27 protein-coding genes, 1 tRNA gene and 1 pseudogene are annotated in these 22,823 nt (G+C 51.6%); 14 read left to right on the top strand and 15 right to left on the bottom strand.

Translation table 11 applies throughout. The features are described from left to right. The first annotated feature begins 337 nt into the window (after window positions 1-337). The 5 genes from R5L00_RS06550 (at window position 338) to R5L00_RS06570 (ending at window position 4,080) form a co-directional block, all read left to right on the top strand. Window positions 338-1,408: a diguanylate cyclase gene (locus R5L00_RS06550; protein ID WP_317653844.1), complete on the top strand. Its 1,071-nt coding sequence runs from the start codon at window positions 338-340 to the stop codon at window positions 1,406-1,408. 164 nt (window positions 1,409-1,572) lie between these two features. Further along, window positions 1,573-2,151 carry a recombinase family protein gene (locus tag R5L00_RS06555; protein WP_317653845.1) on the top strand — a complete coding sequence of 193 codons (579 nt, stop codon included), beginning with the start codon at window positions 1,573-1,575 and terminating at the stop codon, window positions 2,149-2,151. A gap of 148 nt (window positions 2,152-2,299) precedes the next feature. Next, window positions 2,300-3,529, top strand: a complete 1,230-nt coding sequence (locus R5L00_RS06560) for a hypothetical protein (RefSeq protein WP_317653846.1) — start codon at window positions 2,300-2,302, stop codon at window positions 3,527-3,529. Window positions 3,530-3,657: 128 nt separating this feature from the next. Beyond that, a complete protein-coding gene (locus R5L00_RS06565; RefSeq protein WP_317653847.1) occupies window positions 3,658-3,807 on the top strand; it encodes an alpha/beta hydrolase fold domain-containing protein in 150 nt (49 codons plus the stop codon). Continuing rightward, window positions 3,808-4,080 carry a hypothetical protein gene (locus R5L00_RS06570; RefSeq protein WP_317653848.1) on the top strand — a complete coding sequence of 91 codons (273 nt, stop codon included), beginning with the start codon at window positions 3,808-3,810 and terminating at the stop codon, window positions 4,078-4,080. It begins immediately after the preceding gene. 80 nt (window positions 4,081-4,160) lie between these two features. On the opposite strand, the gene R5L00_RS06575 is transcribed toward R5L00_RS06570, so the two are convergent. Both R5L00_RS06575 and R5L00_RS15825 read right to left on the bottom strand, forming a co-directional pair. Next, entirely contained in the window at window positions 4,161-4,439 is a 279-nt protein-coding gene (locus tag R5L00_RS06575) for a hypothetical protein (protein ID WP_317653850.1), read from the bottom strand. Between the two features lie 182 nt (window positions 4,440-4,621). Further along, a complete protein-coding gene (locus tag R5L00_RS15825; protein ID WP_411555609.1) occupies window positions 4,622-4,804 on the bottom strand; it encodes a WD40 repeat domain-containing protein in 183 nt (60 codons plus the stop codon). Between the two features lie 83 nt (window positions 4,805-4,887). Between R5L00_RS15825 and R5L00_RS06580 the strand changes: the two genes are divergently transcribed. Next, window positions 4,888-5,532: an ABC transporter substrate-binding protein gene (locus R5L00_RS06580; protein WP_317653851.1), complete on the top strand. Its 645-nt coding sequence runs from the start codon at window positions 4,888-4,890 to the stop codon at window positions 5,530-5,532. A gap of 121 nt (window positions 5,533-5,653) precedes the next feature. Here the strand turns inward: R5L00_RS06580 and R5L00_RS06585 are convergent, their stop codons facing one another. Then, the gene (locus R5L00_RS06585; RefSeq protein WP_317653853.1) at window positions 5,654-5,776 is read right to left on the bottom strand and encodes a DUF4113 domain-containing protein; all 123 of its coding nucleotides are present in this window, start codon (window positions 5,774-5,776) and stop codon (window positions 5,654-5,656) included. A 235-nt stretch (window positions 5,777-6,011) separates the two neighbouring features. On the opposite strand from R5L00_RS06585, the gene R5L00_RS06590 reads away from it, so the two are divergent. Continuing rightward, complete coding sequence (locus R5L00_RS06590; RefSeq protein ID WP_317653855.1) at window positions 6,012-6,590, top strand: SOS response-associated peptidase; 579 nt, start codon at window positions 6,012-6,014, stop codon at window positions 6,588-6,590. Window positions 6,591-6,864: 274 nt separating this feature from the next. Then, window positions 6,865-8,706 (top strand): putative bifunctional diguanylate cyclase/phosphodiesterase, encoded by a 1,842-nt coding sequence (locus tag R5L00_RS06595; RefSeq protein ID WP_317653856.1) that lies wholly within the window; start codon window positions 6,865-6,867, stop codon window positions 8,704-8,706. 275 nt (window positions 8,707-8,981) lie between these two features. Here the strand turns inward: R5L00_RS06595 and cls are convergent, their stop codons facing one another. Then, the gene (cls, locus tag R5L00_RS06600; RefSeq protein WP_317653022.1) at window positions 8,982-10,346 is read right to left on the bottom strand and encodes a cardiolipin synthase; all 1,365 of its coding nucleotides are present in this window, start codon (window positions 10,344-10,346) and stop codon (window positions 8,982-8,984) included. Between the two features lie 59 nt (window positions 10,347-10,405). Further along, window positions 10,406-10,912, bottom strand: coding sequence for a hypothetical protein (locus tag R5L00_RS06605; protein WP_317653857.1), 507 nt, complete (start codon window positions 10,910-10,912; stop codon window positions 10,406-10,408). Window positions 10,913-11,131: 219 nt separating this feature from the next. Here R5L00_RS06605 and R5L00_RS06610 point away from each other — a divergent pair. Next, window positions 11,132-11,617 (top strand): annotated as a pseudogene (locus R5L00_RS06610) (recombinase family protein); the annotation flags it as partial. Window positions 11,618-11,991: 374 nt separating this feature from the next. Here the strand turns inward: R5L00_RS06610 and R5L00_RS06615 are convergent. Further along, the gene (locus tag R5L00_RS06615; RefSeq protein ID WP_317653858.1) at window positions 11,992-12,444 is read right to left on the bottom strand and encodes a hypothetical protein; all 453 of its coding nucleotides are present in this window, start codon (window positions 12,442-12,444) and stop codon (window positions 11,992-11,994) included. On the opposite strand from R5L00_RS06615, the gene R5L00_RS06620 reads away from it, so the two are divergent. Beyond that, the gene (locus tag R5L00_RS06620) at window positions 12,373-12,531 is read left to right on the top strand and encodes a helix-turn-helix transcriptional regulator (protein ID WP_317654134.1); all 159 of its coding nucleotides are present in this window, start codon (window positions 12,373-12,375) and stop codon (window positions 12,529-12,531) included. The two genes, R5L00_RS06615 and R5L00_RS06620, sit on opposite strands and share 72 nt — an antisense overlap. A gap of 235 nt (window positions 12,532-12,766) precedes the next feature. On the opposite strand, the gene R5L00_RS06625 is transcribed toward R5L00_RS06620, so the two are convergent. Further along, window positions 12,767-13,621, bottom strand: coding sequence for an ice-binding family protein (locus R5L00_RS06625; protein WP_317653859.1), 855 nt, complete (start codon window positions 13,619-13,621; stop codon window positions 12,767-12,769). 345 nt (window positions 13,622-13,966) lie between these two features. Here R5L00_RS06625 and R5L00_RS15830 point away from each other — a divergent pair, with 345 nt between their 5' ends. After that, complete coding sequence (locus R5L00_RS15830) at window positions 13,967-14,128, top strand: hypothetical protein (RefSeq protein WP_411555595.1); 162 nt, start codon at window positions 13,967-13,969, stop codon at window positions 14,126-14,128. Between the two features lie 28 nt (window positions 14,129-14,156). Here R5L00_RS15830 and R5L00_RS06630 read toward each other — a convergent pair whose 3' ends face one another. From R5L00_RS06630 to R5L00_RS06660, 7 genes are all read right to left on the bottom strand, one after another. After that, window positions 14,157-14,441, bottom strand: a complete 285-nt coding sequence (locus tag R5L00_RS06630) for an HU family DNA-binding protein (RefSeq protein ID WP_317653860.1) — start codon at window positions 14,439-14,441, stop codon at window positions 14,157-14,159. Window positions 14,442-14,598: 157 nt separating this feature from the next. Then, a complete protein-coding gene (locus R5L00_RS06635) occupies window positions 14,599-15,978 on the bottom strand; it encodes a ParB N-terminal domain-containing protein (protein ID WP_317653861.1) in 1,380 nt (459 codons plus the stop codon). A gap of 125 nt (window positions 15,979-16,103) precedes the next feature. Beyond that, window positions 16,104-16,289 carry a hypothetical protein gene (locus R5L00_RS06640; RefSeq protein ID WP_317653863.1) on the bottom strand — a complete coding sequence of 62 codons (186 nt, stop codon included), beginning with the start codon at window positions 16,287-16,289 and terminating at the stop codon, window positions 16,104-16,106. Further along, a complete protein-coding gene (locus R5L00_RS06645; RefSeq protein ID WP_317653865.1) occupies window positions 16,286-16,558 on the bottom strand; it encodes a hypothetical protein in 273 nt (90 codons plus the stop codon). The genes R5L00_RS06640 and R5L00_RS06645 overlap by 4 nt, the downstream gene beginning before the upstream one ends. Before the next feature lie 406 nt (window positions 16,559-16,964). Continuing rightward, a complete protein-coding gene (locus R5L00_RS06650) occupies window positions 16,965-18,179 on the bottom strand; it encodes an AAA family ATPase (RefSeq protein ID WP_317653866.1) in 1,215 nt (404 codons plus the stop codon). Then, on the bottom strand, window positions 18,176-18,775 hold the full coding sequence (locus R5L00_RS06655; RefSeq protein WP_317653867.1) for a toprim domain-containing protein: 600 nt from the start codon (window positions 18,773-18,775) through the stop codon (window positions 18,176-18,178). The genes R5L00_RS06650 and R5L00_RS06655 overlap by 4 nt, the downstream gene beginning before the upstream one ends. A gap of 287 nt (window positions 18,776-19,062) precedes the next feature. Further along, window positions 19,063-19,347: a helix-turn-helix domain-containing protein gene (locus R5L00_RS06660; RefSeq protein WP_317653868.1), complete on the bottom strand. Its 285-nt coding sequence runs from the start codon at window positions 19,345-19,347 to the stop codon at window positions 19,063-19,065. A gap of 126 nt (window positions 19,348-19,473) precedes the next feature. On the opposite strand from R5L00_RS06660, the gene R5L00_RS06665 reads away from it, so the two are divergent. Together R5L00_RS06665 and R5L00_RS06670 are read left to right on the top strand one after the other, a co-directional pair. Next, the gene (locus R5L00_RS06665; protein WP_317653869.1) at window positions 19,474-20,022 is read left to right on the top strand and encodes a hypothetical protein; all 549 of its coding nucleotides are present in this window, start codon (window positions 19,474-19,476) and stop codon (window positions 20,020-20,022) included. Between the two features lie 5 nt (window positions 20,023-20,027). After that, entirely contained in the window at window positions 20,028-21,221 is a 1,194-nt protein-coding gene (locus R5L00_RS06670; protein ID WP_317653870.1) for a tyrosine-type recombinase/integrase, read from the top strand. Between the two features lie 79 nt (window positions 21,222-21,300). Here R5L00_RS06670 and R5L00_RS06675 read toward each other — a convergent pair. After that, window positions 21,301-21,376, bottom strand: a tRNA-Phe gene (locus tag R5L00_RS06675). A gap of 464 nt (window positions 21,377-21,840) precedes the next feature. Between R5L00_RS06675 and R5L00_RS06680 the strand changes: the two genes are divergently transcribed. Beyond that, window positions 21,841-22,818, top strand: a complete 978-nt coding sequence (locus R5L00_RS06680) for a bifunctional riboflavin kinase/FAD synthetase (protein ID WP_317653871.1) — start codon at window positions 21,841-21,843, stop codon at window positions 22,816-22,818. Window positions 22,819-22,823: the final 5 nt, after the last annotated feature.

A 22,823-nucleotide genomic window follows, 5' to 3' on the forward strand; every position in this document is an offset into this window, starting at 1 on the left:
CGCATACTTCAGCAAAGGTCGCTTGACCTGTCGGGTGCCAGTTTCACGTAGACCTACGGGGATAAAGGATCGCTGTTCAACCTTAAGTAGCCCTCCCGCGTTGGAATTGGTGGACACCCCACCTAAAAGCGAACGGAATACGCAGCAGTCGCCGGCGATTGCCCGGAGTTGAACTTGAAAGGGCCCTGGTGCGTACTGAGGTCATCTGCGGTTTCTCAGCTATACAGAGCATAAATTCTGTTACCTAATAATTCAGGGAATGCAGGGATATCGAATAACTAGGAACGATTTGATGGGTTTGCGCAAAGTCTAAGACCGGCGAGATAAGAGGAACGTTGTGCTGCCAAGTCAAAAATTGATTGGCACCTATAGAAAGTCAAATGGTTTTTGCAAAAAAATCAGCACAATTGACCAAGCCCAGCACTTTATCACTAGGGAGATACAAACAGAACTCCGTCGTAATATTGCCGAGTGCAATGCAATAGAAATAGCGCTCCGTCTGAACATTAAGGAAGGCCACGAAATACAAGTTGGACTTCGTCGTAATATTACTGAGGGCGATGAAATACAGGCGGGATTCCGCCGGAACATTGCGGAAAGCGATGAAATACAGACAGGACTTCGCCGCAATATTACGGAGGGAGATGATATACAGACGGGGCTCCGTCGGAAAATTACTGCCGGAGAGTTTGCAGAAAAAGTGCTATTTGAAGAAAAGGAGCTCTTGCGCATTACATTAAACTGCATTGGTGATGCCGTTATAACAACGGACACTTCGGGCACAGTTACTTATCTAAACCCGGTCGCGGAATGTATGACCGGCTGGACTTCGGCAGAAGCTCATGGCCTGCCGCTGCGCGAGGTATTTCATATCATAGACGCATACACCCGTGAACTTGCTCCGAGCCCGGTCGAGTTGGTTCTTCAGCAAGAGCAGGCTGTGTGTCTGGCAACTAATACGGTCCTGATACAACGCGGGGGCACGACTTATCCTATTGAAGACTCGGCGGCGCCGATACGGGACCAACATGGAAGAATCGTAGGCACAATTCTTGTGTTCCATGACGTAACGGAAGCGAAAGAAATGGCGGGCCAGGTAACTTATCAGGCATCGCATGATGCGCTGACCGGCGTTCTTAACGGGCGCGAGTTCGAACGACGCGTGGAGCACGCATTGCTGACGGGCAAACAGGACTCTAAGCAGCATACGTTGCTGTATCTCGATCTTGATCAGTTCAAGATCGTGAACGATACCTCCGGCCACGTGGCTGGCGATGAATTATTGAGACAACTAACCAGCATACTGCAAGCCAAGCTCCGCAAAAACGATACGCTGGCTCGCTTGGGTGGCGATGAGTTCAGCGTGGAGTACGGGAATTTTCATAGGCTAGTTTTACTTGCACAATAACTCTTTTCTCGAAAACGGTCGTTTTTCGGATATAGCGGACGAGCCAAAAAATTCGCGTTTCCACCCTCTTTTTAACCTCCCAAAACTATCTCTTGAAAGCATCTCTCCCATAAGTTATAGTTCAGATGAGTTTCAGGAGAATAACGTTTTCTAGAGGGAGGGGGATGAAGATTGGTTACGCGCGGGTCAGCACTCAGGAGCAGGACCTAGCCCTACAACTGGATGCCTTGACCAAAGAAGGGTGCGAGAGAATATTTCAGGAAAAAGCATCTGGTGCACAACGGGAGCGGCCAGAGCTGAAAGCTGCCCTTGCCTACATGCGCAGGGGCGACACGTTGGTGGTTTGGAAACTGGACCGGCTTGCCCGTTCGATGAAACAGCTTATAGAGACGGTTGAGTCGTTTCAGAACTGCGGAATAGGACTTAAATCGATACATGATCCTATTGATACCAGTTCACCGAGTGGCAAGCTTGTCTTCCATATCTTTGCTGCATTGGCGGAGTTCGAACGAGGCGTCATCCGCGAACGGACAACGGCGGGCTTAAGAGCCGCTCGGGAACGAGGTCGTGTGGGTGGGAGGCCGCCCGCCCTTTCCGCCAAGGACCTACAGGCGGCCAAGGCGATGCTGAAGGATTCTGATATCACTGTGGCTGCTGTCGCCCGGCGATTGAACGTGGCTGCCTCCACGTTGTACCGCCATATACCCCATGCGAGGAGTGCAAGCCTTGAAGAAAAAAGCTGAGGAATGAATTCAAAAAATTGAGCTATAAAGAAAAAAGGGGTTATTTTTCTAGACCCGAGACTGCGGTGGCTCGTACTCAGGGACTAAATTCTGGGCAAGAGAACGCGGTTTGGCAAATACGTTAATTGAACATACAAGGAGATGGACCATGGCGCGACCACCACTGCAAGTCGAGATGAAATTCGATCACTTGCATTGCCACGAAGAAGGCGACGGCTTTGGAAGCTCCGAGGCGTATCTGTGGACGATCTATTTCAAAATCGACGGCGACTCTGTATTTCTCGGTGACGACCTCTTCCTGCATGGCAACTGCTCGCTCTTTCCTACGCCGGGCAGCCACGGCAACCTTGGCGACAGCGATATTGACGCGGGAGACGACGTCCCGGTGCCCTCGGCAATTGGAGAATTTCATACGATGCTGAATCCGATTCCGGTGCCCGCATGGGTGCGTGATGTCTTCGGTGTCGAAGATGTCGGCGGTGTCGTAGGGGTGGCGTGCGTGCTGATGGAAGAAAACTGGGTTTCGGATACTGGCGCGGAAGCCGGACACGTCGCATTGAACAACTTTGTTCGTCAGGCCATCGACAACCTCATTCCCACGTTCGGCATTGGTAACCCCGAGGTGACTCCAGAACAGATTTCAGCGCTGACCGAAGGCGCGGCGGATGCGGTTTCCGATGCGATATCGGGTGCGCAAGGAGTCTGGGACAACATCGTTAGCTGGCTAAACGGCGATGATCTGCTCGGGACCAGGGTATTCACGTTCACCCATGATGCACTCACTGCCGACGCCTTTCAGGACATGGTACATCGATTCCAGAAATATATAGTAGTAACGCAGCCAGGGTTTCCCAATGGGGTCCCCGTTCTGGTCGCCGATTTTGAACTTTTCGGAAAGATGCAAGGCATTCAATCCTGCCCCGTCACCGCAACAACTTCGCTGCTGAAGTCGCAGGGGTTCATGAATGACAAGAACGCGCAGGATTTCACTGACGCGGCAAACCAGTTCCGACGTCGAGTGTTTGCGGGGGACCGGGGCCTAGGTGCGTGGTGGGCCCTTGCCGAACGCAATACCGCTTCGATTGCTGGGGTGATGCGAGCACATCCTAGAGTCGTCCGAAAGGCCGCTCCTGCTGTATTGGTCGAGTTGGCTTTGACGTTGGGCGGCAAAGGCAAGATCTCGGAAGCTTTTGTCACGCACGTCACCGAGCTGCTCACATTGTTTGCCACCCACGGTTCTCGGCGGCTTCGTGTCGACTCGAAAGCGGCTCTTGGCGTGCTACCGTCACTTGCCGGAAAATCGTTCAACGAAGCCATGGACATCCTGCGGAACCAACAACCGACGAGGATACCGGTGCGGCAGCACCCCAAATCCTAGGGCCTGTAGCCGAACCTGCAACCATGCTTGAATGCTCGCGGGTCTAAGCCTGATAGGTCATGGCAAGGCGCACGAAGCTTTCGTAGAAGCTTGCTATTGAAGGGCCTGCCCCGCCACTGAAAATGGTCATGGAGAGCGATATCCTGTGCGACGAAGGCAAAGAGTACAGGCGCAAGCTGGACGAGGCGGAGTCCAAAGTTACCACGGTGCGTTACGACGGCATGGTCCATGATTTCGAGTTGCTAAATGCCTTTCGGAAGAACCGCGGTTCGGTTTGAGTGCGTAGCCCAGAGATACGAATACGGGCCAAGCCCCGTCTTGGGGAGTTGATAACGGCGCAAAAAGAAGCCGGGTTGATGAATCGCGGAGTGAGGCTGAATGGGGGCGAAAAAGGCGGTTCACCGGCCCTCGTGCGTGACGAGGGCCGGGAAAACCCCACTTTAGGGGAGGCTGGCATCGGTCACGACCTGCCCAGCCGTTCGCAAACACTCGCCGCTGTACCAGAGGCCGAGTTCGAGTCGGAAGTACGGGAAAGCGGCGTGACAGTCTGATTCTGATACCCACCCCTTTGGCTAGCATACTTTTCAGCAAGATGGGTGCTGCTGGTTACATAGACCCTAGACCCCGCGACCTAGCCACCCAGAATCTTTTCGTCGGGGATGGTTCGGATCGAAGAATTGGATGTCTGCCGCCGTTCCATGGTAAAAAACCTTTGCTCTTCCTCGGTTATCGCGGGTCCACGAACCGGCAGCGCCATTATCGCCGCGTGAAACTCCTCGTTCGTTTTTGCCTTGCTCAACTGCTCCTTCCAGGCCTTCTCGTCGAAATCCATTGAACCACCTCCAGTAGTTTTTATACCCTCGTCAGTCGGGTGTATCCTCGCGCCGGTACTCGCAGTCGTGAGATGCATTTTGCCATCGACAGCTGTTCTATCCGAAAGATTATGGCTGAACACCGGGCGAATTGCGAAGGTCGTCCGTGCTATATACAATGGCCGCTTATCGCCTCTGCCAGCCCTGCTAGCAAATGTTTATTGTCCGAGGTGACGGGTAATACATCCCACAATCGTGCAGTCTGATCCTCTGATGCATTCTACACGCGTCCATCTGCATTAAACTGCGCAGACATGACTGTATCTCCATGCCTCATGAATTCCCCCAAGGGATTGCCGGTTTTGACATCCCATAGCCGTGCCGTGTTGTCGGCTGATGCGGTCACTACACTTATGCCATCGCCACTGAACTGGGCAGACAGGACACTTGACGAGCTACTCAGATGCTAGCTGTACTGCCTCATCAATGTGGACCCACCAATAACATTGCTGCTTTTGGCGCCATCATAATCATCACGAGAAGCTCATGAAAAAATATTTGGGTATTTTTGTAATGCTTGTCGCGTCGTTGCCTGCACTTCCTGCTTGGGCAATGGAAATTGTGGAGCCTGATGTTTTAGTAGACAACACCGCACAGGAAGTGCTTGCCATCGTAAGGCAGGACAAGGATATTAGGGCTGGCAGTAAAACCAAACTTCTCGAGGTGGTAGAAGCCAAGATACTGCCTCATTTCGATTTCACCCGGATGACCCGGCTCGCAATGGGTAAGAACTGGTCTAAAGCTGCGCCTGAGCAGCAGCAACAATTGGTTAAAGAGTTTCGAACCCTCCTGGTCCGCACCTACTGCAACGCGTACACTACCTATCGTGACCATACTATTACGGTTGAACCGCTAAAAAACAAGACGGATGATAGTGATGCCACAGTAAGGACCCAAGTACTGCGAGGTCAGGGCCAGCAGCCTGTACCAATTGACTACAGCATGGCAAAAACCGCCGATGGCTGGAAGGCTTATGATGTAACGGTAGCAGGTGTCAGTTTGGTGACCAATTACCGTAGTACTTTCAATAGCCAGGTTCGCGAGGGTGGAGTGGAGAAATTACTCCAAACACTTACGGAAAAAAATCGTGCATTGATTGCTGGCGACGTAAAGACTGACACGACAAAGTAATTACGCCACTAGCGTGTAGACAGCAGCAACTAACTTCAAGCGATCTCTATCTACCTAACCGCGGCCTTTGAGTTTTGGTAGCCGCTACCTGCCTTCCATCTAGAACGGTCTATTCCTCGCGTCAGCTCACCACTGGCAAATCGCTCCATTCTCCCGTGTAGTTCGGACTCTTGAAGCTGCGGCGCATGGACCATGTTCGGTCGACTCCCTCGGATGCTAGGTGAATTGTACTGCGACGAAGCATGGAGCGGAATACGTGGAGATTTTCGTGGACGCGAAAATTTAATAGCGAAATGGCAGGTGAGTGTTTAGGTGTATAGGTAAGTCGGCAGGCGTTGGCGCCCTGTAGGATTTTACAGTATCGGAATTTCTTTGATTGTGGCCCACTACATCTTCGATGTATTGGGGAAGGAATTCACATGTGCGAGCGTTTTTGCCTGGCATATTCGCCCTTGAAGCACTGGTACGGAGCCCGCATCATGCCGGATAAAGAGCCAAGCTATTCCATCGCTCCCACCACGGATATCGTGGTGATACGGGATGGCGTACTGGGCCGCATGGGGTCGCTGATGCGCTGGGGCCTGATTTTATACTGGTCCAAAGATATGAAGAACCTGCCACCACTGCACACTATCCGCTGCGAGGCAATTCCGGCAACTCCTTTGGCCCGGAAAGCGGTTCGGCAGCAACGGTGTCTGATTCCGGCATCGGGTTTTTATGGATCCCAATTAAAAGCGGATGGAACCAAACAGTTCTTTTATATTCGCGCTAAAAATGGCCGTCCCTTTTCTTTCGCAGGCATATGGGCATCCGTCATTAACTCGAAGGGCGAGCAAATCAATAGCTGTTCTATTATCACCATCCCGAATAATTCCTTGAAGCAAACAATCCAGCCACGAATGCCGGCAATTTTGCCCTCTCAGGAGTGGGGTGCCTGGTTAAATCCCAAGCATCAGGATGGTAAAGCATTGCTTGCGATTCTAAAGCAATACGATCCAGAGCAGATGGAGGCATGGCCGATCTTGTCTACTCGGGACGTGGCTAAAATAGAGGGCTGATGCAGCCGGCACAATGACGTGTCTCGCGGCCAAGTCACCTACATCAGACATCCCGGCGGCCCGGTACATGAATGAGGTGATGTCGAGCAGCCATGACCCATTACGACGCGGCGTGCGAGACGCGCTTATTGTTTGTGACCGTGGAGAGTTAAAGGTTCCAAATGCTGAACTTATAACTTGAATGCTTGGCAGGGTATAACGGAATTATGTCAGGTCAGCCTATGGGCAAAGCCTGACCGCAAGGGTTATTGATGGAAAGCAATAATGAAAAGAAATGACTCCAGACGACATCCATAAAGCCGGTGATTCGGGTCCTTCAGACCCAGGCAAGGGCGCGTCCGTGCAAAAAAGGATCTCACGTCGAAAAAGTGCCGCCATCATTAATAAGGAAACCGTTCAGACCACAGCAGAGTCGATTAAGCGGCAAAAGGACGCGCTGAATCATCGTGAAAGTATTGCCGACTCGCGGGAAGAGACTGTTCATGTTCGCGAAAAGACTGCCACCTTCCGCGAACACGTAATTCACAGGGCGGATGAGGGTCAGACGCCACCAGAACATGCTCTAACACTTCGTGAAGAGGCAGCTGATATCCGCGAAGAAACTCTTCATCACCGCGAAGAGACTGCAACCTTGCGTGAACGGGAGAGACGGGAGTTAGATACGGGAGAGGCAATATCCGGAGATCACCTGACTATGATGCGGCAGGCGAACGCACAATTGGTTGTCTCCGTAATTGAAGCGCAAAAACTGGCCGAGCAAGTCGAAATAGCAAAAACCAGTTTGCAACATTTGGCCCATCATGATGTTCTTACCAGCCTGCCGAATCGAATGCTCTTGCACGACAGGCTCATCCAGGCCATTGAACTGGCGCGCCGCCAAGGCAGGCGATTTGCAGTGCTGTTCATGGATCTCGATCGGTTCAAGCACATCAACGATTCCCTGGGGCACGCGATTGGCGACCATCTCCTGCAGTCGGTTGCACAACGCCTGTCGAGTTGCGTGCGTCATTCTGACACCCTCAGCCGCCTGGGGGGGGATGAATTCGTTGTGCTCCTGTCCAATATCGCGCACCCGGAAGACGCGGCGCTCATTGCAAAAAACATGCTGGCGGAGTTAGCTGCTCCCCACCTCATCGATCATCATGAGCTGCATATCTCCGCAAGTATTGGCATCGGCATTTACCCCGACCATGGCGAGGATGCGGAAACCCTGCTCCAGAGTGCGGACAGTGCGATGTATCATTCCAAGAAAAGCGGAAGAAGCAATTACAAGTTCTTCGAACATCCAATGAATACGCGCGCTGTCCGGCGTCAATCTATTGAGGCCAGCCTTCGCCGAGCTTTGGAGCGAGAGGAGTTTGTGCTCTACTACCAACCGAAAATAGATCTTCACACCCAAAGGATTACCGGTGCAGAGGCGCTTATTCGCTGGCAGCACCCGGAATGGGGGCTGGTGCCGCCATTGCAGTTCGTACCCATTGCGGAGGACTGCGGCCTGATCCTGCCTATTGGGCGCTGGGTATTGGGGGAGGCATGTCGTCAAGCCCAGGCTTGGCGAAGCGCTGGTTTGGCACAGGTCACTGTTGCAGTCAACACCTCTGTACTTGAATTCAGTGCCCCGGATTTTTTGGAAAACATACGCAGGACGCTTCAGGAAGAAAGTCTGGAGGCGCACTGCCTGGAACTCGAGCTGACAGAAAGCGTGCTGATGCGGGATGTCGAATTCACCGGTGGTCTGCTGCGTGCGCTTGCGGACCTGGGTATAATGCTTGCAATTGACGACTTCGGCACCGGTTATTCCAGCCTGAGTTATTTGAGACAATTCCCCATCCATACACTGAAGATCGACAAGTCGTTCATCAGCCAGATAACCCCCAATCGTGGCGATGCCGCCCTTGTCAGTGCCATAATCAGCATGGGTAAAAGTCTCAACCTTCGTGTCGTTGCTGAAGGCGTGGAGACACGGGAGCAGTCTCAATTTCTTCGAGATCAACATTGCGACGAGGGTCAAGGGTTCTATTACGGAAATCCAATGACAGCAGAAACATTCGCTACCTTATTACAAACCGGGATTTCTCCACATTTTGTCGCATGCGGTAAGCCCGCAGACGAATAGCATCGAGATACCGATTAATGTGAGATTCTCTTTTACTTTCATTTTGGTTCCTTTTTAATTTTATTTACACCGCTAAAAATACATCCTGATTGATCGCCCACGACTGAGCCATAGCCCTTTTTCTTGTGCTGACTGCAGCGCTCCCGTCGACTCTGCTGACCAACCGTGTCGCCCTGTTCTTTGTCGTCCCGCTGACCGTCAGTCTGCATAAGGTGAGTACGGCACCGGTAAGGGGTCTTATCGCTTTTGTTAGGTTTTTTGGGTTGCGATAGAAACTAAAGGCCGCGAGCCAACAAGCTGGCGCCAAGTTCTTTTAGCCGAACAACAAATGGACGTTGCCGCCATTTTTCCAATATGACAAGCTGGGAAGATTCAATATCTTTGTCGAACAGTGCCTTCATTTGCGCACCGAATTCTTGCCCAAGAACGACCGCGTTGATTTCCTGGTTTTGCTCCAAACTTAACCAGTCAAGATTGGTCGAGCCTATGGTGGACCACACGCCGTCGACTAATGCGGTCTTGGCATGTAATAAAACATCCTCCCGTTCATAGATCTTCACTCCAGCACTCAGCAATTGGTCATAGTAAGAGTGTGCCGCATAAAATACCAGGTTCGAATCGGTTTTGTTCGGTAACATTAATCGCACGTCAACGCCGCGTTGGGCGGCGCCCTTCAACGCAGTCAGTAACCGTGAATCCGGTACAAAATACGCAGTAGTCACGTATGCATAGGTTTGAGCGTTGTTTATCGCGGATATAAGCGTAGCGTAAAGGCGGCTGTAAGGATCAGCGGGTGAACTGCCAACGGCACGCACTACTTCGTTACCCCTACTGCCTATCTGCGGGAAAAAAGATTTCGCTGCGATGGGCTCACCCTGCTGTTTTTCCCACGTCGCCACAAACAATTTCTGGAAATCACTGACGACGGGGCCTTCGATACGCAGATGGGTATCGCGCCATGGTGGGGAATCCCTAGTAGGAGGTTTTGATCTGAATGATCCGCTGGAATATACGCTGCTAATATTGACGCCCCCTACAAAGGCGATCTGGCCGTCAATCACGAGCAACTTACGGTGATCCCGGCCTACTTCCCATTTCTTGCGAAGGCTCAGCGGGTTGAGGGGATTGAATTCGAGTATCGCAATTCCGCTGTCGATTAATGGCTGGAAAAAGTCTTCAGGTGTATCGGCTGATCCCACGCTGTCGTAAATCAAATGTACCTGTATGCCCTGCTTTTGCTTTTCAATCAACGCAGCGGCAAAGCGACGACCGACTTCGTCGTCTTCAATACTATAGGTTTCCATGTTGATATGATGTTTGGCGCCCTGTATCGCCGCATACATCGATTTGTAGGTGGTGGGACCATCGATCAACAGCGTTACCTTGTTGCCCATCGTAAGCGAGCTTCCCGAGAGTTCCTCTTCCTGGGCAAGATGCTTGTTAAAGATATCTGTTTCAGGACTGCCTTTTTGGAGATGCGCGAGGACTGCCTTGCTTTCCTGGATAGAGAGTATCCCCTGTGCGCCATTGACGTGCACGGAACGGTTAGCGTGTGCGGTTTTATCTGGGATTGAGCGGGAACCGCACCCAACCAGCAGAATCATCGCGCACAGAGCTACCGAATATATCGGGGCTTTCATGAAACGAGCCTCTTCTGGGAGATATTTACCAGACCGTCAAAATGAAGACGCACGGAATGTTAACCCCGGTAACCCTTTGAGCGCATGCAAGAAGAATAAGCGGCCTGATATCGTGCATCATGCGACTTACTTTCATTGAGGCCGTAGAGGCTACCGCCTGCTGCACCGGTTAAGCCTCCTATGGCGGCTCCTTTTCCCGCATTCCCTCCCCCCGCGATGGCACCTCCGGCGGCACCTACTGCTGCTCCAATAGCAGCACCCAGCACGGCACTTGTGAGCACTTCCTCGGTTTTGCTGTTTACCTGATCATCTGCATACTCGTTGCATGTTGCAATGATGGACTGTGAAGGCTGCGCCGTCATCCGCTGGTTCTTTACCCGGACGACGTTCGCGCTCCCTACATTCTGAGTCACCTGGGCTTTCGTTTCACTCATTCGCACCGTTTTGGATTCAGGAGCCTCAATCTTTGATTCTCGTCCTGCTAGCATTGTGACCCCGACTGTTGTGCCCACCAACACTATTCCGATTGTTGCGAGCATCCATGGGTTAAGCGATTCGTGCGACATGGTATTTTCCTTGAAGGTACTTCGTTACCCCTGACTCGGCAAACGCAACCGAGAGTTTTAGTGGGAATTGCGATCCTGGCAGCCATGGCCTGCTTTCGCTTATCATGGCTGCGAACCGTCTCCAGGCAGCAACCTTAGTCTCGAGTGCCTTCTGCACACTTTACTCGCATCGATAGTAATGACTATTGGACTGAAGTACACCCTATGGCGGGGACTGGCATTCGCCTGGCCAAAGTATTCACCGACAAGGCATCCGGCAAGAATACAAACAGGCCGCAGCTCCAGGCCGCCCTAAATCACATCCGTACTGGGGATACGCTCGTCGTCCATTCCATGGACAGGTTGGCGCGCAACGTCGAGGATATACTCAGGCTAGTCAGGGAAATGAACAACCGGGGTGTATCAATTGAATTCATTAAAGAGAATATGAGCTTTACCGCTTGCAGTGATGACCCGCGTTCCATTCTGATGTTTACCATGCTCAGTGCCTTCGCGCAGTTTGAGCGTTCGCTCAACAAGGAACGACAGCGGGAAGGGATCGCCCTGGCAAAAGCCAAGGGAACGGTCTACAAGGGCAGGAAGCCAGCGCTAAACGCGGAAAGAATAGCTCAGCTGCGAGAACAAGCAGCAGCGGGAACTAACAAAACAAAGCTGGCAAAAGAGTTCGGCATAAGCCGGGAAACGCTTTATCAGTACATTCGATAGAGGGGGCAGCACTTAAACTTCGGTCTCAAGTAGGTTAGAAACCTGATTGATGGATGAAATGAAAATGACAGGTGAGAATTCGCCTCATTGCGCCTACTGTATTCTCGCTAGCGTCGCTGTCGTAAACTTTTGTACGACAGCTATACCGAAGTTGAAATTTCATCAGCCACTTTCGTGAGGCGACATTTTTTAATGCCGCATTATCGAGCAAAGCCTCGGCAATAAACACTTGAGCTTCTGTTGTCCTCTTCCAGCCCCACAGCTCCACTACAGGCATGCCCGCCTCTGCTTCCTTCAGAAAACCAATGATCTGTTCTTCACTGAATCGCTTCTTTATGAAAGAGGCGGGCTAGGCCGTGCTAGACGCTCATGTTTTACCTATTGCTTACCTGCCGCTGGGGCTCCGCGTCAGCGGCATAATCACGCTTAGCGAGTTCCGACGCCATCTTCTGATGAAAAGCAGCGTAGGTGGTGGTTTTTTCTGCTGCCAGCTTGTATTTTCGCAGTAAAGCCTCGGTATGCGACCGGAAATCCTGCCCATGTCTCCCATACAGATAGCTTTTGTCGTCGTAGTGCTGGAGCAGTTTTTTGTATTCATCTACCTTTACCTGCAGTTCCTTGGCCGTATTTTCATACCGCGTTGCAATACTGTAGTGGTCGGCAAAAGTTTTGGCATTTTGTGCCGCCATGCTCGTATTGTCGTTCTGTACTTCGAGAACAGCCTGACCCCCGCCGAGTTTGAAGTGCTGCATCTGATTGCAGCCGGACATAGCAGTCAGCAAATTGCCCGCTTGCTTAGCCGCAGCATTAAAACTATCGAAACGCATCGCTACAACATCCGCACCAAACTAAATTTGAAAGATGCGGCGGACTTAATACGATATGCCAGCCAGTGGGATTCGGAAGGGCACTAGGCAATTGCTGACAGCGAGTGGCAAAAGCGGCCATGGATATAAAAGCTATCACGAATGTAACTTGGAACTCATGCAGTTTTCCCCGCTTTGGTCAAGTTGCTGATACCCAGTAAGGCGCTGTTGCCCCATAAATGGTTTCACTGCTGCGCGAGCATTCAAACATGCGGCACGGCCACTCACGTCGGACCGAAAAGGGTAGGACGCGGTCTTATAGTTTTATCAGTGTGGCTGTTTCTCAACCGCGTCGGCGGCGAACAACTCCAAGTCCCAAGAATCCCAGTCCCAGCAATGCCAGTGTGGCTGGCTCGGGAACTGCCTGACTACCGCCGTCGCTGCCTCTGAAACCGCTGAAGCCGACGCTGCCGTAATCGCTGCGACCGCTGCCAATGTCGCCGGCGCCCATGCAATTGTTGGAGATGGTGTTTGTATCCATTGTCACCGCCCCATTTAGCGCAATGGCCCTGCCGCACAGAATGTTTGCCGTGGTGTTCAAGGTGATGCTCTGATCCGCCAGAATATTTCCTGCGAACAGGGTGCTAGTACCTAGCGTCGCGGAGCTGCCGACCTGCCAAAACACGCCACTATTTGTATCGCCATTGAGCACGTCGACAACGGAGTTGCTTGCGGTGGTGAGCGTGCTCCCTATCTGGAAAACGAAGAGTGCATTAGGATCGTTTTGGGCGTTGAGAGTAAGCGTTCCCGTCAATTGAGCGGACGACAAAAAGAAATAGACGCCGGGAGTGAGCGTGAGTCCTCCCAGATCCTGACCAGTTAGGTCGGCGGTAACCGCCTGAGCCGCAAGAATATTATACGTAGCGAGGGCATCAACCTCAGCTTGCTGCGCGACCGCATCAGTTTGGTGTATCGTTCCTGTATGCGAGATGCTCCCCAGGCCGGTGATCGAAGTGCCTGGATAAACACCAAGGTCTCCCCAGATCGTGGTCGAGCCGCTATTAGTCACCGTCGACCCAGCCATTACAGCGTAATTTTCCGCTGAACCCAGAAATGGCGTCGCTAATGCAGGCGGGGCGCTGTAAAACGTTCCTATTAGCGCCAATGACATTACTGATAAGTATTGCGATGTTTTCATCAAATACATTCCTAAATCGATATTCCTTATTCATCATTACGGTTTCCCCTAAGATAACGGGAAAACACTCTACTTATGTGCGGACAGAGCAAGATAGAGTACAGGTGCAAGAACGGCACTATTGGATATAGACTGATGCACTGTGATAAGCAAAAACCGAGCCATATCTCAACGGCTTGATCCCTTGGATGTTTTATTGACCCGCATTGGCACTAAAGAACTTATGTAAGTCTTTTCGCCATGTACCAATGGGCAGTATAGAACCATGCAGCTTTAACGCGGCGACAGGTCGATGTTCATGATCGACGACCGGTAGTGTTAGAGCCGGAGGATGCGTTAACCTGGATGAACCCCGATGCCCCAGTTGAAGAAGCCGCGCACATCGCGCAGACGAGGTCAATCCCAAGGGAACAATTTGTCTGGTGGAAGGTGGACCGATCCGTAAACCGGGCTGACCCGAACAACAACAGGAAGCACTTGTTAGCACCTGTAAACGAGAGCGCCTGAAACTCATGCTCGTTACCGCTGCTGGTTCTTACTTTCCGCCCCCATTGACCGCAGCCTTGAGCGCTGCACCTGGCTTGAATGCTGCTACCCTCGATGCGGCAATCTTCAGTTCCTCACCGGTCTTGGGATTGCGGCCAGTTCGTGCCGCACGCTCCCGTACTTCGAACGTTCCAAAACCCGGCAACGTCAGCGAATCCCCTTTTTTCAGCGTGTCGGAAATAATTTCCACTAGTGCGTTCACCGCGCGGTCGGTTGCAGCTCCACTGGAGTCAGTCTTTGAAGCCATTGCATTAACGAGTTCTTTTTTGTTCATGGTTTGTAGTTCGCTTCTAATCAGTTAATCTGGGCACCATTATAAAGCGCCACGGACTGGGGGGCTGGCATTAGCAGGATATGCCAATTCCTATTTGCTTCCGAAACGGTTCTCTACAGAAACAACTGGCTCAATAAGAACTGGCCAGAAAAGATTTTTAGCCATGCAGAGACCCTGCGATAGCTTGGACCGCCGTTCGACGGTATGCCTCCACAATTCTGGATTCTTTCTTTTCGAGATCAATTTGAGCATGGAATTCGGCCACATCAACCAGGCTCTCGATCGCATCCCGTAGCTTCTTCTGAAGGAGCTCTACGGGCGCGGCATCGAGCTCTACGGCCTTATGGCCATACTTCTCGATGAACTTCGAGTAGTTGGGGCTTGAGGGCTTGGCATCCAGATCACTTGGCAGGTTATATAACTCCACGTCCTCGGCAGTTAACGCAACTTTGACGGCGTGGACATTCATTACACCGAAGTCATCTCGCATTGAACGAGCAAACGATGCCGCGATTTGCTCGCCATCTGGGTCGAAATCGGTCAACATGAGCAAGATCAGCTTGTCTTTGCCAGAACGCTTGAATCGTCCATACAAATCGTAGCGGGGCGAAAGAGAAGAAAAGCCACGCCCAGTGGTTACAGGAATGCAGTAGTCGCGGGCAACCTTTTCAATAATGGATCGTAACGCGTTCTTCTCCAGCATGATCTCGATGTGATGCGGTTGCCCTTGCATGAGATTTCGTGAATAACCCTTTAAGAAGTTCTCCGACTGTTGCCTAACAAAGGATTCAGATGAGGAAAAGCCGCCACCCAGCTGGATTGGGCGGGTGGTATCTTCAATAGCTTGCAAAGACACAATTCCCACAAGGCGCGCACGTGATAGCAGGTTTGTCAGTGCCTGATATGAATTCCGCTCGTTTTCATATCTGGAATTCGGCTTTTTGTCATGTCGCAGCGGTGGGTTATTCAACAGCAGGTAGTGAACGCGTCGAACGGTCAGTGGCCAGTATTCCATATTGTCCAGGATGACTTTTTGCGCGGCCTCCAGAAATTGAACTGTGGTAATGCGCTTACGCTTTTTAATCGCGCCAAGATCAACATTGGATGTAACAGCGTCCGATTGCTGTGCTACTCGTTTGCGGCATAGTTCGGCATAAGCCTCCTCCGGGTCAATCTGAAGCAGTTGTTCCCGAATCTTTTCTCCGGGTGTCTTATCCCGTTGCTGATTGAATGAACGCAGTTCCTCCAAACGCTCGGGCTTGGATAACTCCGCAAAATTGATGTCCTTGAAACGAACCGGAACTGTTTCCAGCCTGAGGTATTTCGCAGCTGCCAGGCGCCGATGGCCGCTCAGGAGAAAACCGTCGTTCGATAAGGTGAGCGGTTCCTGAACCCCCAGTTCATTGATTGACACAACCAGCGCGGCATCGTCACTGTTGGCCGTACCGAATGGCTCATACAGGAGATCATTTTCACGGGCGACCTGAATCTGCGCTACATAAAAGTGAGACAAGACTGACTTTATTTTGCTGGTCATGGTTCTATTGCCTCCTGACACCTAGATTCAAACTTCATCACTTGAATAGACGTTCCCCCGAACCGTCTCGTCCACACATCTTTGCTCGTCACTTCACTCCGCTGGCTTTTATTCTCAGTGGCCAATCAGCTGTCCTCGGCACCTACAAACGAAATTGCCAGGATTCGATCAGAAGGCCAATCGGTCAACCCCTCCCGCACAATACCTTCCCCGTAAGTCTCCTCTCCCTGTAAAAAGACAAGCTTGTATCCTACGTCGTCAGTCTGTCGCGCCGCTGCTTCCAGCATTTCCACCCGTCGAAGTATGTTCATTTCAGTAACTTCCTTTCCATTTGTGAAAGCCGCTTTTCGATTTCCGTGGCCTCGATCAGCTTTCCAATACCTGTGAGAATGTAGGCCAATCGCCCCGCTTCGCTGCTATCGATCTTCCGGTCCCTTGCTTCGCGGTATACATGCGCCATCTCTCGCCGTACGTCTTCGAGCGCGTTCAGCTTGATTTTAGAGGGGGCAGGGGTAAACGTCCCACTTGCCCCATCAATGGTTACAGGGGAATGTTTTGCGCGTTCAAGTTGCGGTTTCATATTGCTTGAATGAATAATTTACAAATCTGGCAAAAGGCGCCTAAATCTCTTTCGAACTGATTCGTTTCCGTTGACGATCCGATTTACTTTTCGGTCTGTGGAACTGGGTTGCTGGGGTCCGTCCAGGTAATCGTTATGCAATAACTCGACATGGTAGGTCACGGTATGGGTTCCTGAGTCAGTACGGGAAATCTATTGGCTTTAGATGTATTACCTCAGAGTTTTTTTGTTCCAGATGTATCAGTATCGGTCGGTTCGCCGGCCTCGCCGTTGCTTCGCCGCTTCGTTTTGGCGAACCTTGGAAAAAGGGATCATTGGCAGGCGAATTTAGGTTCGCCGCCGTTGATTTCCCTATAGGCGGCGGCGAAGCAAAAGTGATAATTCTGAGTGAAGGATAAATGTCCATTTAAGACCTATGGTCGCCATACTCCATTGGCGAGGCAACGGGATGTAGGTATTCGTGTGGACCGCCGCGACCAGGTTTTTTATCAGCTGGTATTTTTTCAAACTTTATTCGACCTACTGTGAGTAGCCGACCTACAGCCTTTCGTATTTCTGCTCGCGGGAAGCCGAGGTCATGATCGTCCAGTTCACTTTTAGTATGGTAGAGGCCTACCGCAAGCTGAGTGGTGAGGAATTGGAATACATGCTCATCAGCCTTTTCCCGTTCCGCAGCCTTCGTGGTTCTTATTCGATTGACGTGCTCAAATAAGTATCCATGCCGGCTAATCATGATTTCGTGTTGTGGCGGGCAGTAACTCATCTTCGGGCGTGCGAGCACCAAGCCGGTTTCACCTTCCTCCAGATTATTGCCTGTCGCTATGCTCCATTCGTCTGGAGCGACGTTCTGTAAAACAAACACCATTCTTGAACCATCAGCGAAGGCACTGCCTCCGCGTCCCGCGTACTGATCCTTTGCTCGTTCGCGGCCGTTCTGTTTCCCAGTGTGGTGTATGTATAGGACGCAGCATTCGTGCACTCTTCTCAGCCTCCGTGCAGCTTCAATCAATCCCTGCTCAGCATCATTTACTCGACTTTCTCCTACGCCAAACGAGACTGCGGGATCGATTACTACCAGGACCGGGCGAAGTGTTTCGCAGCCCTTTATAAGGTCATCCACTCCTGCGCCGGGCTTCACTACGTCGCCCTGAACCTCTGTTAAACGAAAGCCATTGCCTGAAACATCGCTTAGCAGGACGCCCTTCATCATCTTTGCCTTTTCTACCTCGTTCAAGTTCATTGCACGGACGATGGCTCGTAACCGGGCCACGAGCATTTCACGACTGTCTTCTGCCGTGATGATGAGCACCGGCCCGGGCTTTAGGATGCTCAGCTCGAAGAGTGGAATCCCGAGGACAATGTGGACCGCCATGTAGAGTATCAGCGTAGTTTTTCCCGTTCCGCCTGGTGCGATGAGCAGTCCGACGTCTGCATAGAGCAAATCTTCAACGATGCAATCAGGGGTTGCTCGGGCATTTTGCAATTCCTCTGTAGTAATCGGTGCAGGCAGTTCCCATAAGGGAGTGGCAATCTTATCCGGGCGGGCTGAAACACTTTTCTCCGCTTCAAGAGTGAAGCGACTCGCGGAGTCAACGAGCTTCCGTATCTTTTCGACGCTCATTGGGGTTCCATAGCCAAATCGTTCAGATCGCCTCGATCTTGCGGTACTAAAACCCGCACCAGCTTTCCAGCTTTTGTCCAGCAGGTGGCGCATTGCCTTGCTGCCTTGGTTCCAGCCGCATCATTGTCTGCGCCAATTAAAAGTGCCTCGATTCCCGGCAATGCTGGGAAAGATGCCAAGTTGCCCGCATCGACCATGCTCCACACGGGGGTGAACCCATGAGCCAAGCTGAGGGAAGTTTCTATCCCTTCACACACCCCTAAACCCATTGTGACTTCCTGATCAGACCACAAGCGGATTACCCCCCCGGCTTTCCGGTGACCCTGCAAAAGCAGACGAGGTGGATCTACATCGGCCTTACTGCCATTTGATTTAATCCAGGTTCGATGAAGGGTGAGCGGTAGATTGGTAGCGGCATCAGTAACCAGGGCGATCAACGCCGGCCCAACATACCCCCTGGGGTGTCTTAGGGCTGGGTGATAGCGAAGGTGGCTATCCTCAGGGGGGACAACGCACTGTCGCGCATAGAGGTAATCCAACGCTGGGCCGGATAAGGGCTGCGTTTGGGCAAAAAGTTCCTGTCCGTACTCCGACAACGTTTCGTATCGTCGATCAGTTGGGATACGTCTTCTTTCGTCAGCGGAATACCGCTTGTTTTCCCCAGCACGTCGCGAGAATTCAACATAGTTGCAACGAAAACAATGCCCGACTCCACTACCATCTATCCTAATCGTCAATCCAAGCGTTCTGTCCCTCTTCGCCGGCGAGCAATGCGGGCAATTAAGCCTGTGATCGCCCAAAGAGTAACGCGCCCACTCGATTTGCCCTGTTGAAGCGGGGAGCGGGCGACGAGACTGAATTACGGGAGAGCTGATCACTGCTGTCACTTCTGGGTACATTTTCGTACCAAAATTTCTTCCCCGTCTCTAAGACCTGCTTTTTGCGCTTGCGCCGTACTACGGAATTTGCCTTCCTCATTCAGCCACCGGTCCAAATCCTCCTTGAAGTAAAAGATTCGGCCACGTTTAATAAATGACGGGCCAGTACCAGAGCAGCGCATCATTGCCAATGTTTTTTCCGATAATCCGATGTAGCTGGAAGCGTTTTTTGTGTCCAGCCGCCCGTCCGGATATAGGTGGATTTCCCTGCTGCAGATCAATGCAGACATATCGCTGCTCCTAGATGTGTTAACAGACACCACAAGAATACTATATCAATAAAGGCGTTGCAATAGAGTACGTGTAGTAGTAGAATTAGCGAGAAGAATTAGGATACTTTGATAAGGAGGTCATGAATGCTCAACCGAGAAAGCGCGAAAAAAGGAGGAGGAAAGCTTGCGAGATCGGAAACGGTGACGGTGAGGCTGGACCCGAAGCTGAGATATTTGGCAGAACTGGCTGCTAGAAAGCAGAGACGTACCCTTTCAAGTTTTATTGAATGGGCAATTGAGCAGAGTCTAGAGAAGGTGGCAATCCAACATCCAAAAAAAGGTGAGCGAAGCAACCTGTCACAACTGGGAGATACCTTATGGGACGTTGGGCCGCAAGAACGATTTCTTAAGCTTGCTTTAAAAGCTCCCGAATTGCTCAACTATAAAGAGGAGCGCATGTGGAAATTTATAGATGAATGGAAGGCACTCTGGGATGTAGATGAAAAAGATCGCCGATATATTCGCAGGGACTTGCTGAGGAGTCTCTGGAATGATTTTGAACAGTATGGCGAGGAGGAAATTACAGATGAGGATTTGGAAAAAAAAGTTGGAGCTTACTTCCGTAGCACGGGTTTGCCCTCCGAGTCCATGGTTATCCGTCTGCAACCTAAGTACATAGATGGGGACATCTGACATAAATGGCTAAGACATTTTCAAAACTCACCCGTGTGGCGATGCGAAAACTCGTCCTCGGGGCGAAGATCAGCGAGCACGGGATTATCTTTGAACGGCAGGCAAACGGGGACGGCGTTTTCTCCGTCAACGTAATGGTTGATGCGCAGCGCATCCATCGCGTAATCGGACGGGAGTCCGACGGTACAACACGTACGCAGACTGAGGAATTTATCGAGAAAGCAAGACAGGATGCCAAGGCTGGCAGGCTCAATCTGCCAAAGGGCCGAAAAATTGCAATGGGTTTTTCTGAGGCTGTCGATAATTATCTTATCAAGCTGGAGCAGGAGGGTGGCAAGGACCTTAAGATGAAACGAGCCCGTCTAAGGCTCCACATATCACCTTTCTTTGGGAATTTACCGCTCTCGAAGATTAGCTCTTTTGACGTGGAGCGTTACAAAAAACACCGGCTTCTTGAATACGCTATTCGTGGAGGAATAAAACAGAAGCCTCGGGACACAACTAAGCTAAAGACCACCAGTCCCGGCACGATAAACCGAGAGCTTGCCGCGCTTTCGCATCTGTTGAGCAAGGCAATCGAGTGGGGTTGGATTGATCGCCGCCCCGCAACTATCAGGCGATATCAGGAGGAACGTAGTCGAGTAACATACCTCACCATTGAACAAATAGAGCGGCTGACTGAGTGTGCCAAGCAAGACCAGAACCCACAGATCTACCCTTTCGTAGTCATTGGACTGGGCACGTCGATGCGGCGAATGGAAATTTTGTCCATTCGCCGCGATAACGTTAACTTGGAGCACCGGACGATATACATCCCGGATGCAAAAGGGGGGCCGCGTGAACAACCCATTACTGGGCAATTGGTGGCATTCCTCGAAGGACATATGGCTGCCTCACAGAGGGGTGCGCCATGGCTGTTTCCTTCCCCTACTGCTAAACACGGACACACAGTGGATATTCGCAAGCCATTCCGTCGCGTCGTTTCTGCTGCGGGGCTCAACCCGGATGAAGTTGTTCGTCACACACTTCGCCACACTGCTATCACGCATTTAGTTCAGGCTGGAGTAGATTTACCGACGGTAAAAAGGATTTCTGGCCACAAAACATTGATCATGGTGGAGCGATATGCCCACCAGAACGGTGAGCATATCAATAGCGCGATGGATAAGCTTGAAGGCCGCTATCGGAAGATCAGGTAACAGTTTCCCGTCTCAATTACACAGGAATTACACGCACCTAGTGAATACCGCACATTGGTTGATGTAACCTACTGATTATTGGTGGCCAAGGGCGGAATCGAACCACCGACACAAGGATTTTCAGTCCTCTGCTCTACCGACTGAGCTACTTGGCCACTTTAAACAAAAACCGCAATATGTCAGTACAAGGATTTTAGCTCCGGCCGCCCGGCTTGCGCCGTTCTTAACATGCACTCAAAGGTCATGTTAGCCTTCTCTGCAACAAGTCTCGCCATGATACATGTCGAGCCGTGTTGTCAGTCCTCTGCTCTACCGACTGAGCTACTTGGCCACTTTAAACAGAAACCCAAGGCTTTATCTAACCGAACAAAATGCCAAGGTTCTTTTTTTACGGCGCAATTCTAGCACAGCGTCCCTTCGTTGGAAACAAAAGGCGGATATCGAATGGGTCGCAGGATGGCGATATTACACGCTCGGTCTTCCAGGGGCGCTTTCCCAAGACTGCGACAGGAAAAATTCCTTTCTGCGATTGAGCCAGTCTCGCATGGCTCTTACATACGCTATATAGACCCGGGCAGATAAAACAGGCTACAATTCAGTATTTTAGCAGTTGTATGTCATGCGCGTTTCCCACGGTATTCCCGTTCAGGCTGAAGCTCCCGTTGCGCTCACCATAGGCAACTTTGATGGTGTGCATCTCGGCCACCAGGCGATGCTTGCGCGTCTGAAGGACGCTGCCGCCCGGCTCGAGCTCGCCACGTGCGTGATGATTTTCGAGCCACATCCGCGCGAATTTTTCGCACCGGATAAGGCCCCCACCCGGCTCACCAGCCTACGGGAGAAACTGGAGTTGCTGTCGGCGGCCGGGGTGGAAAGAGTGCAGATATGCCGCTTTAATTTCGACTTCGCAAAGATCCAGGCGGAAGATTTTATTGTTCGTATCCTGCAGCACGGCCTTGCCGCTCGCTGGATTCTGGTAGGAGACGATTTTCGCTTTGGCGCGCGCCGTGCCGGGGATTTTTACATGTTGAAAACGTTTTCGGCCGACCTCGGCTTTGATGTGGAGGAAATGCCGGGCTACACCGTGGATGGCTTGCGTGTTTCAAGCACGGCGGTTCGACAGGCCCTGGCTTGCGACGATCTGGATTTGGTGCAACGCCTGTTGGGGCGTCCTTATAGCATCAGCGGGCGGGTAGTCAGTGGTCACAAGCTGGGCAAGAAGATCGGCTTTCCCACTGCCAATATTCAATTGAAGCACAACCGGCCGCCGCTTTCGGGCATATTCGCGGTAGAGGTGGAGGGTGATGCATCGTCATTTTCGCCTTCGCCGTTGCAGGGCGTAGCCAGTCTGGGCGTGCGCCCAACCGTTCATGAGCATGGGTTGCCGGTTCTGGAAGTGCACCTGTTCGATTTCAACCGTGAGATTTATGGAGAGCATGTTCGCGTGCATTTTCTGCTTAAACTTCGGGACGAAGAAAAATACCCGGACCTTGCGTCGCTCACTAAACAGATCGGGCAGGACGTGTCGGACGCAAAGAACTTTTTCACCTCTCGGCCCACAGCCATGATCGGCAATAAGCTTCTAAGATCGAACTGACTTTC

Origin of the sequence: Nitrosospira sp. Is2 (assembly GCF_033095785.1) — a bacterium.
Classification (GTDB): Bacteria; Pseudomonadota; Gammaproteobacteria; order Burkholderiales; family Nitrosomonadaceae; genus Nitrosospira.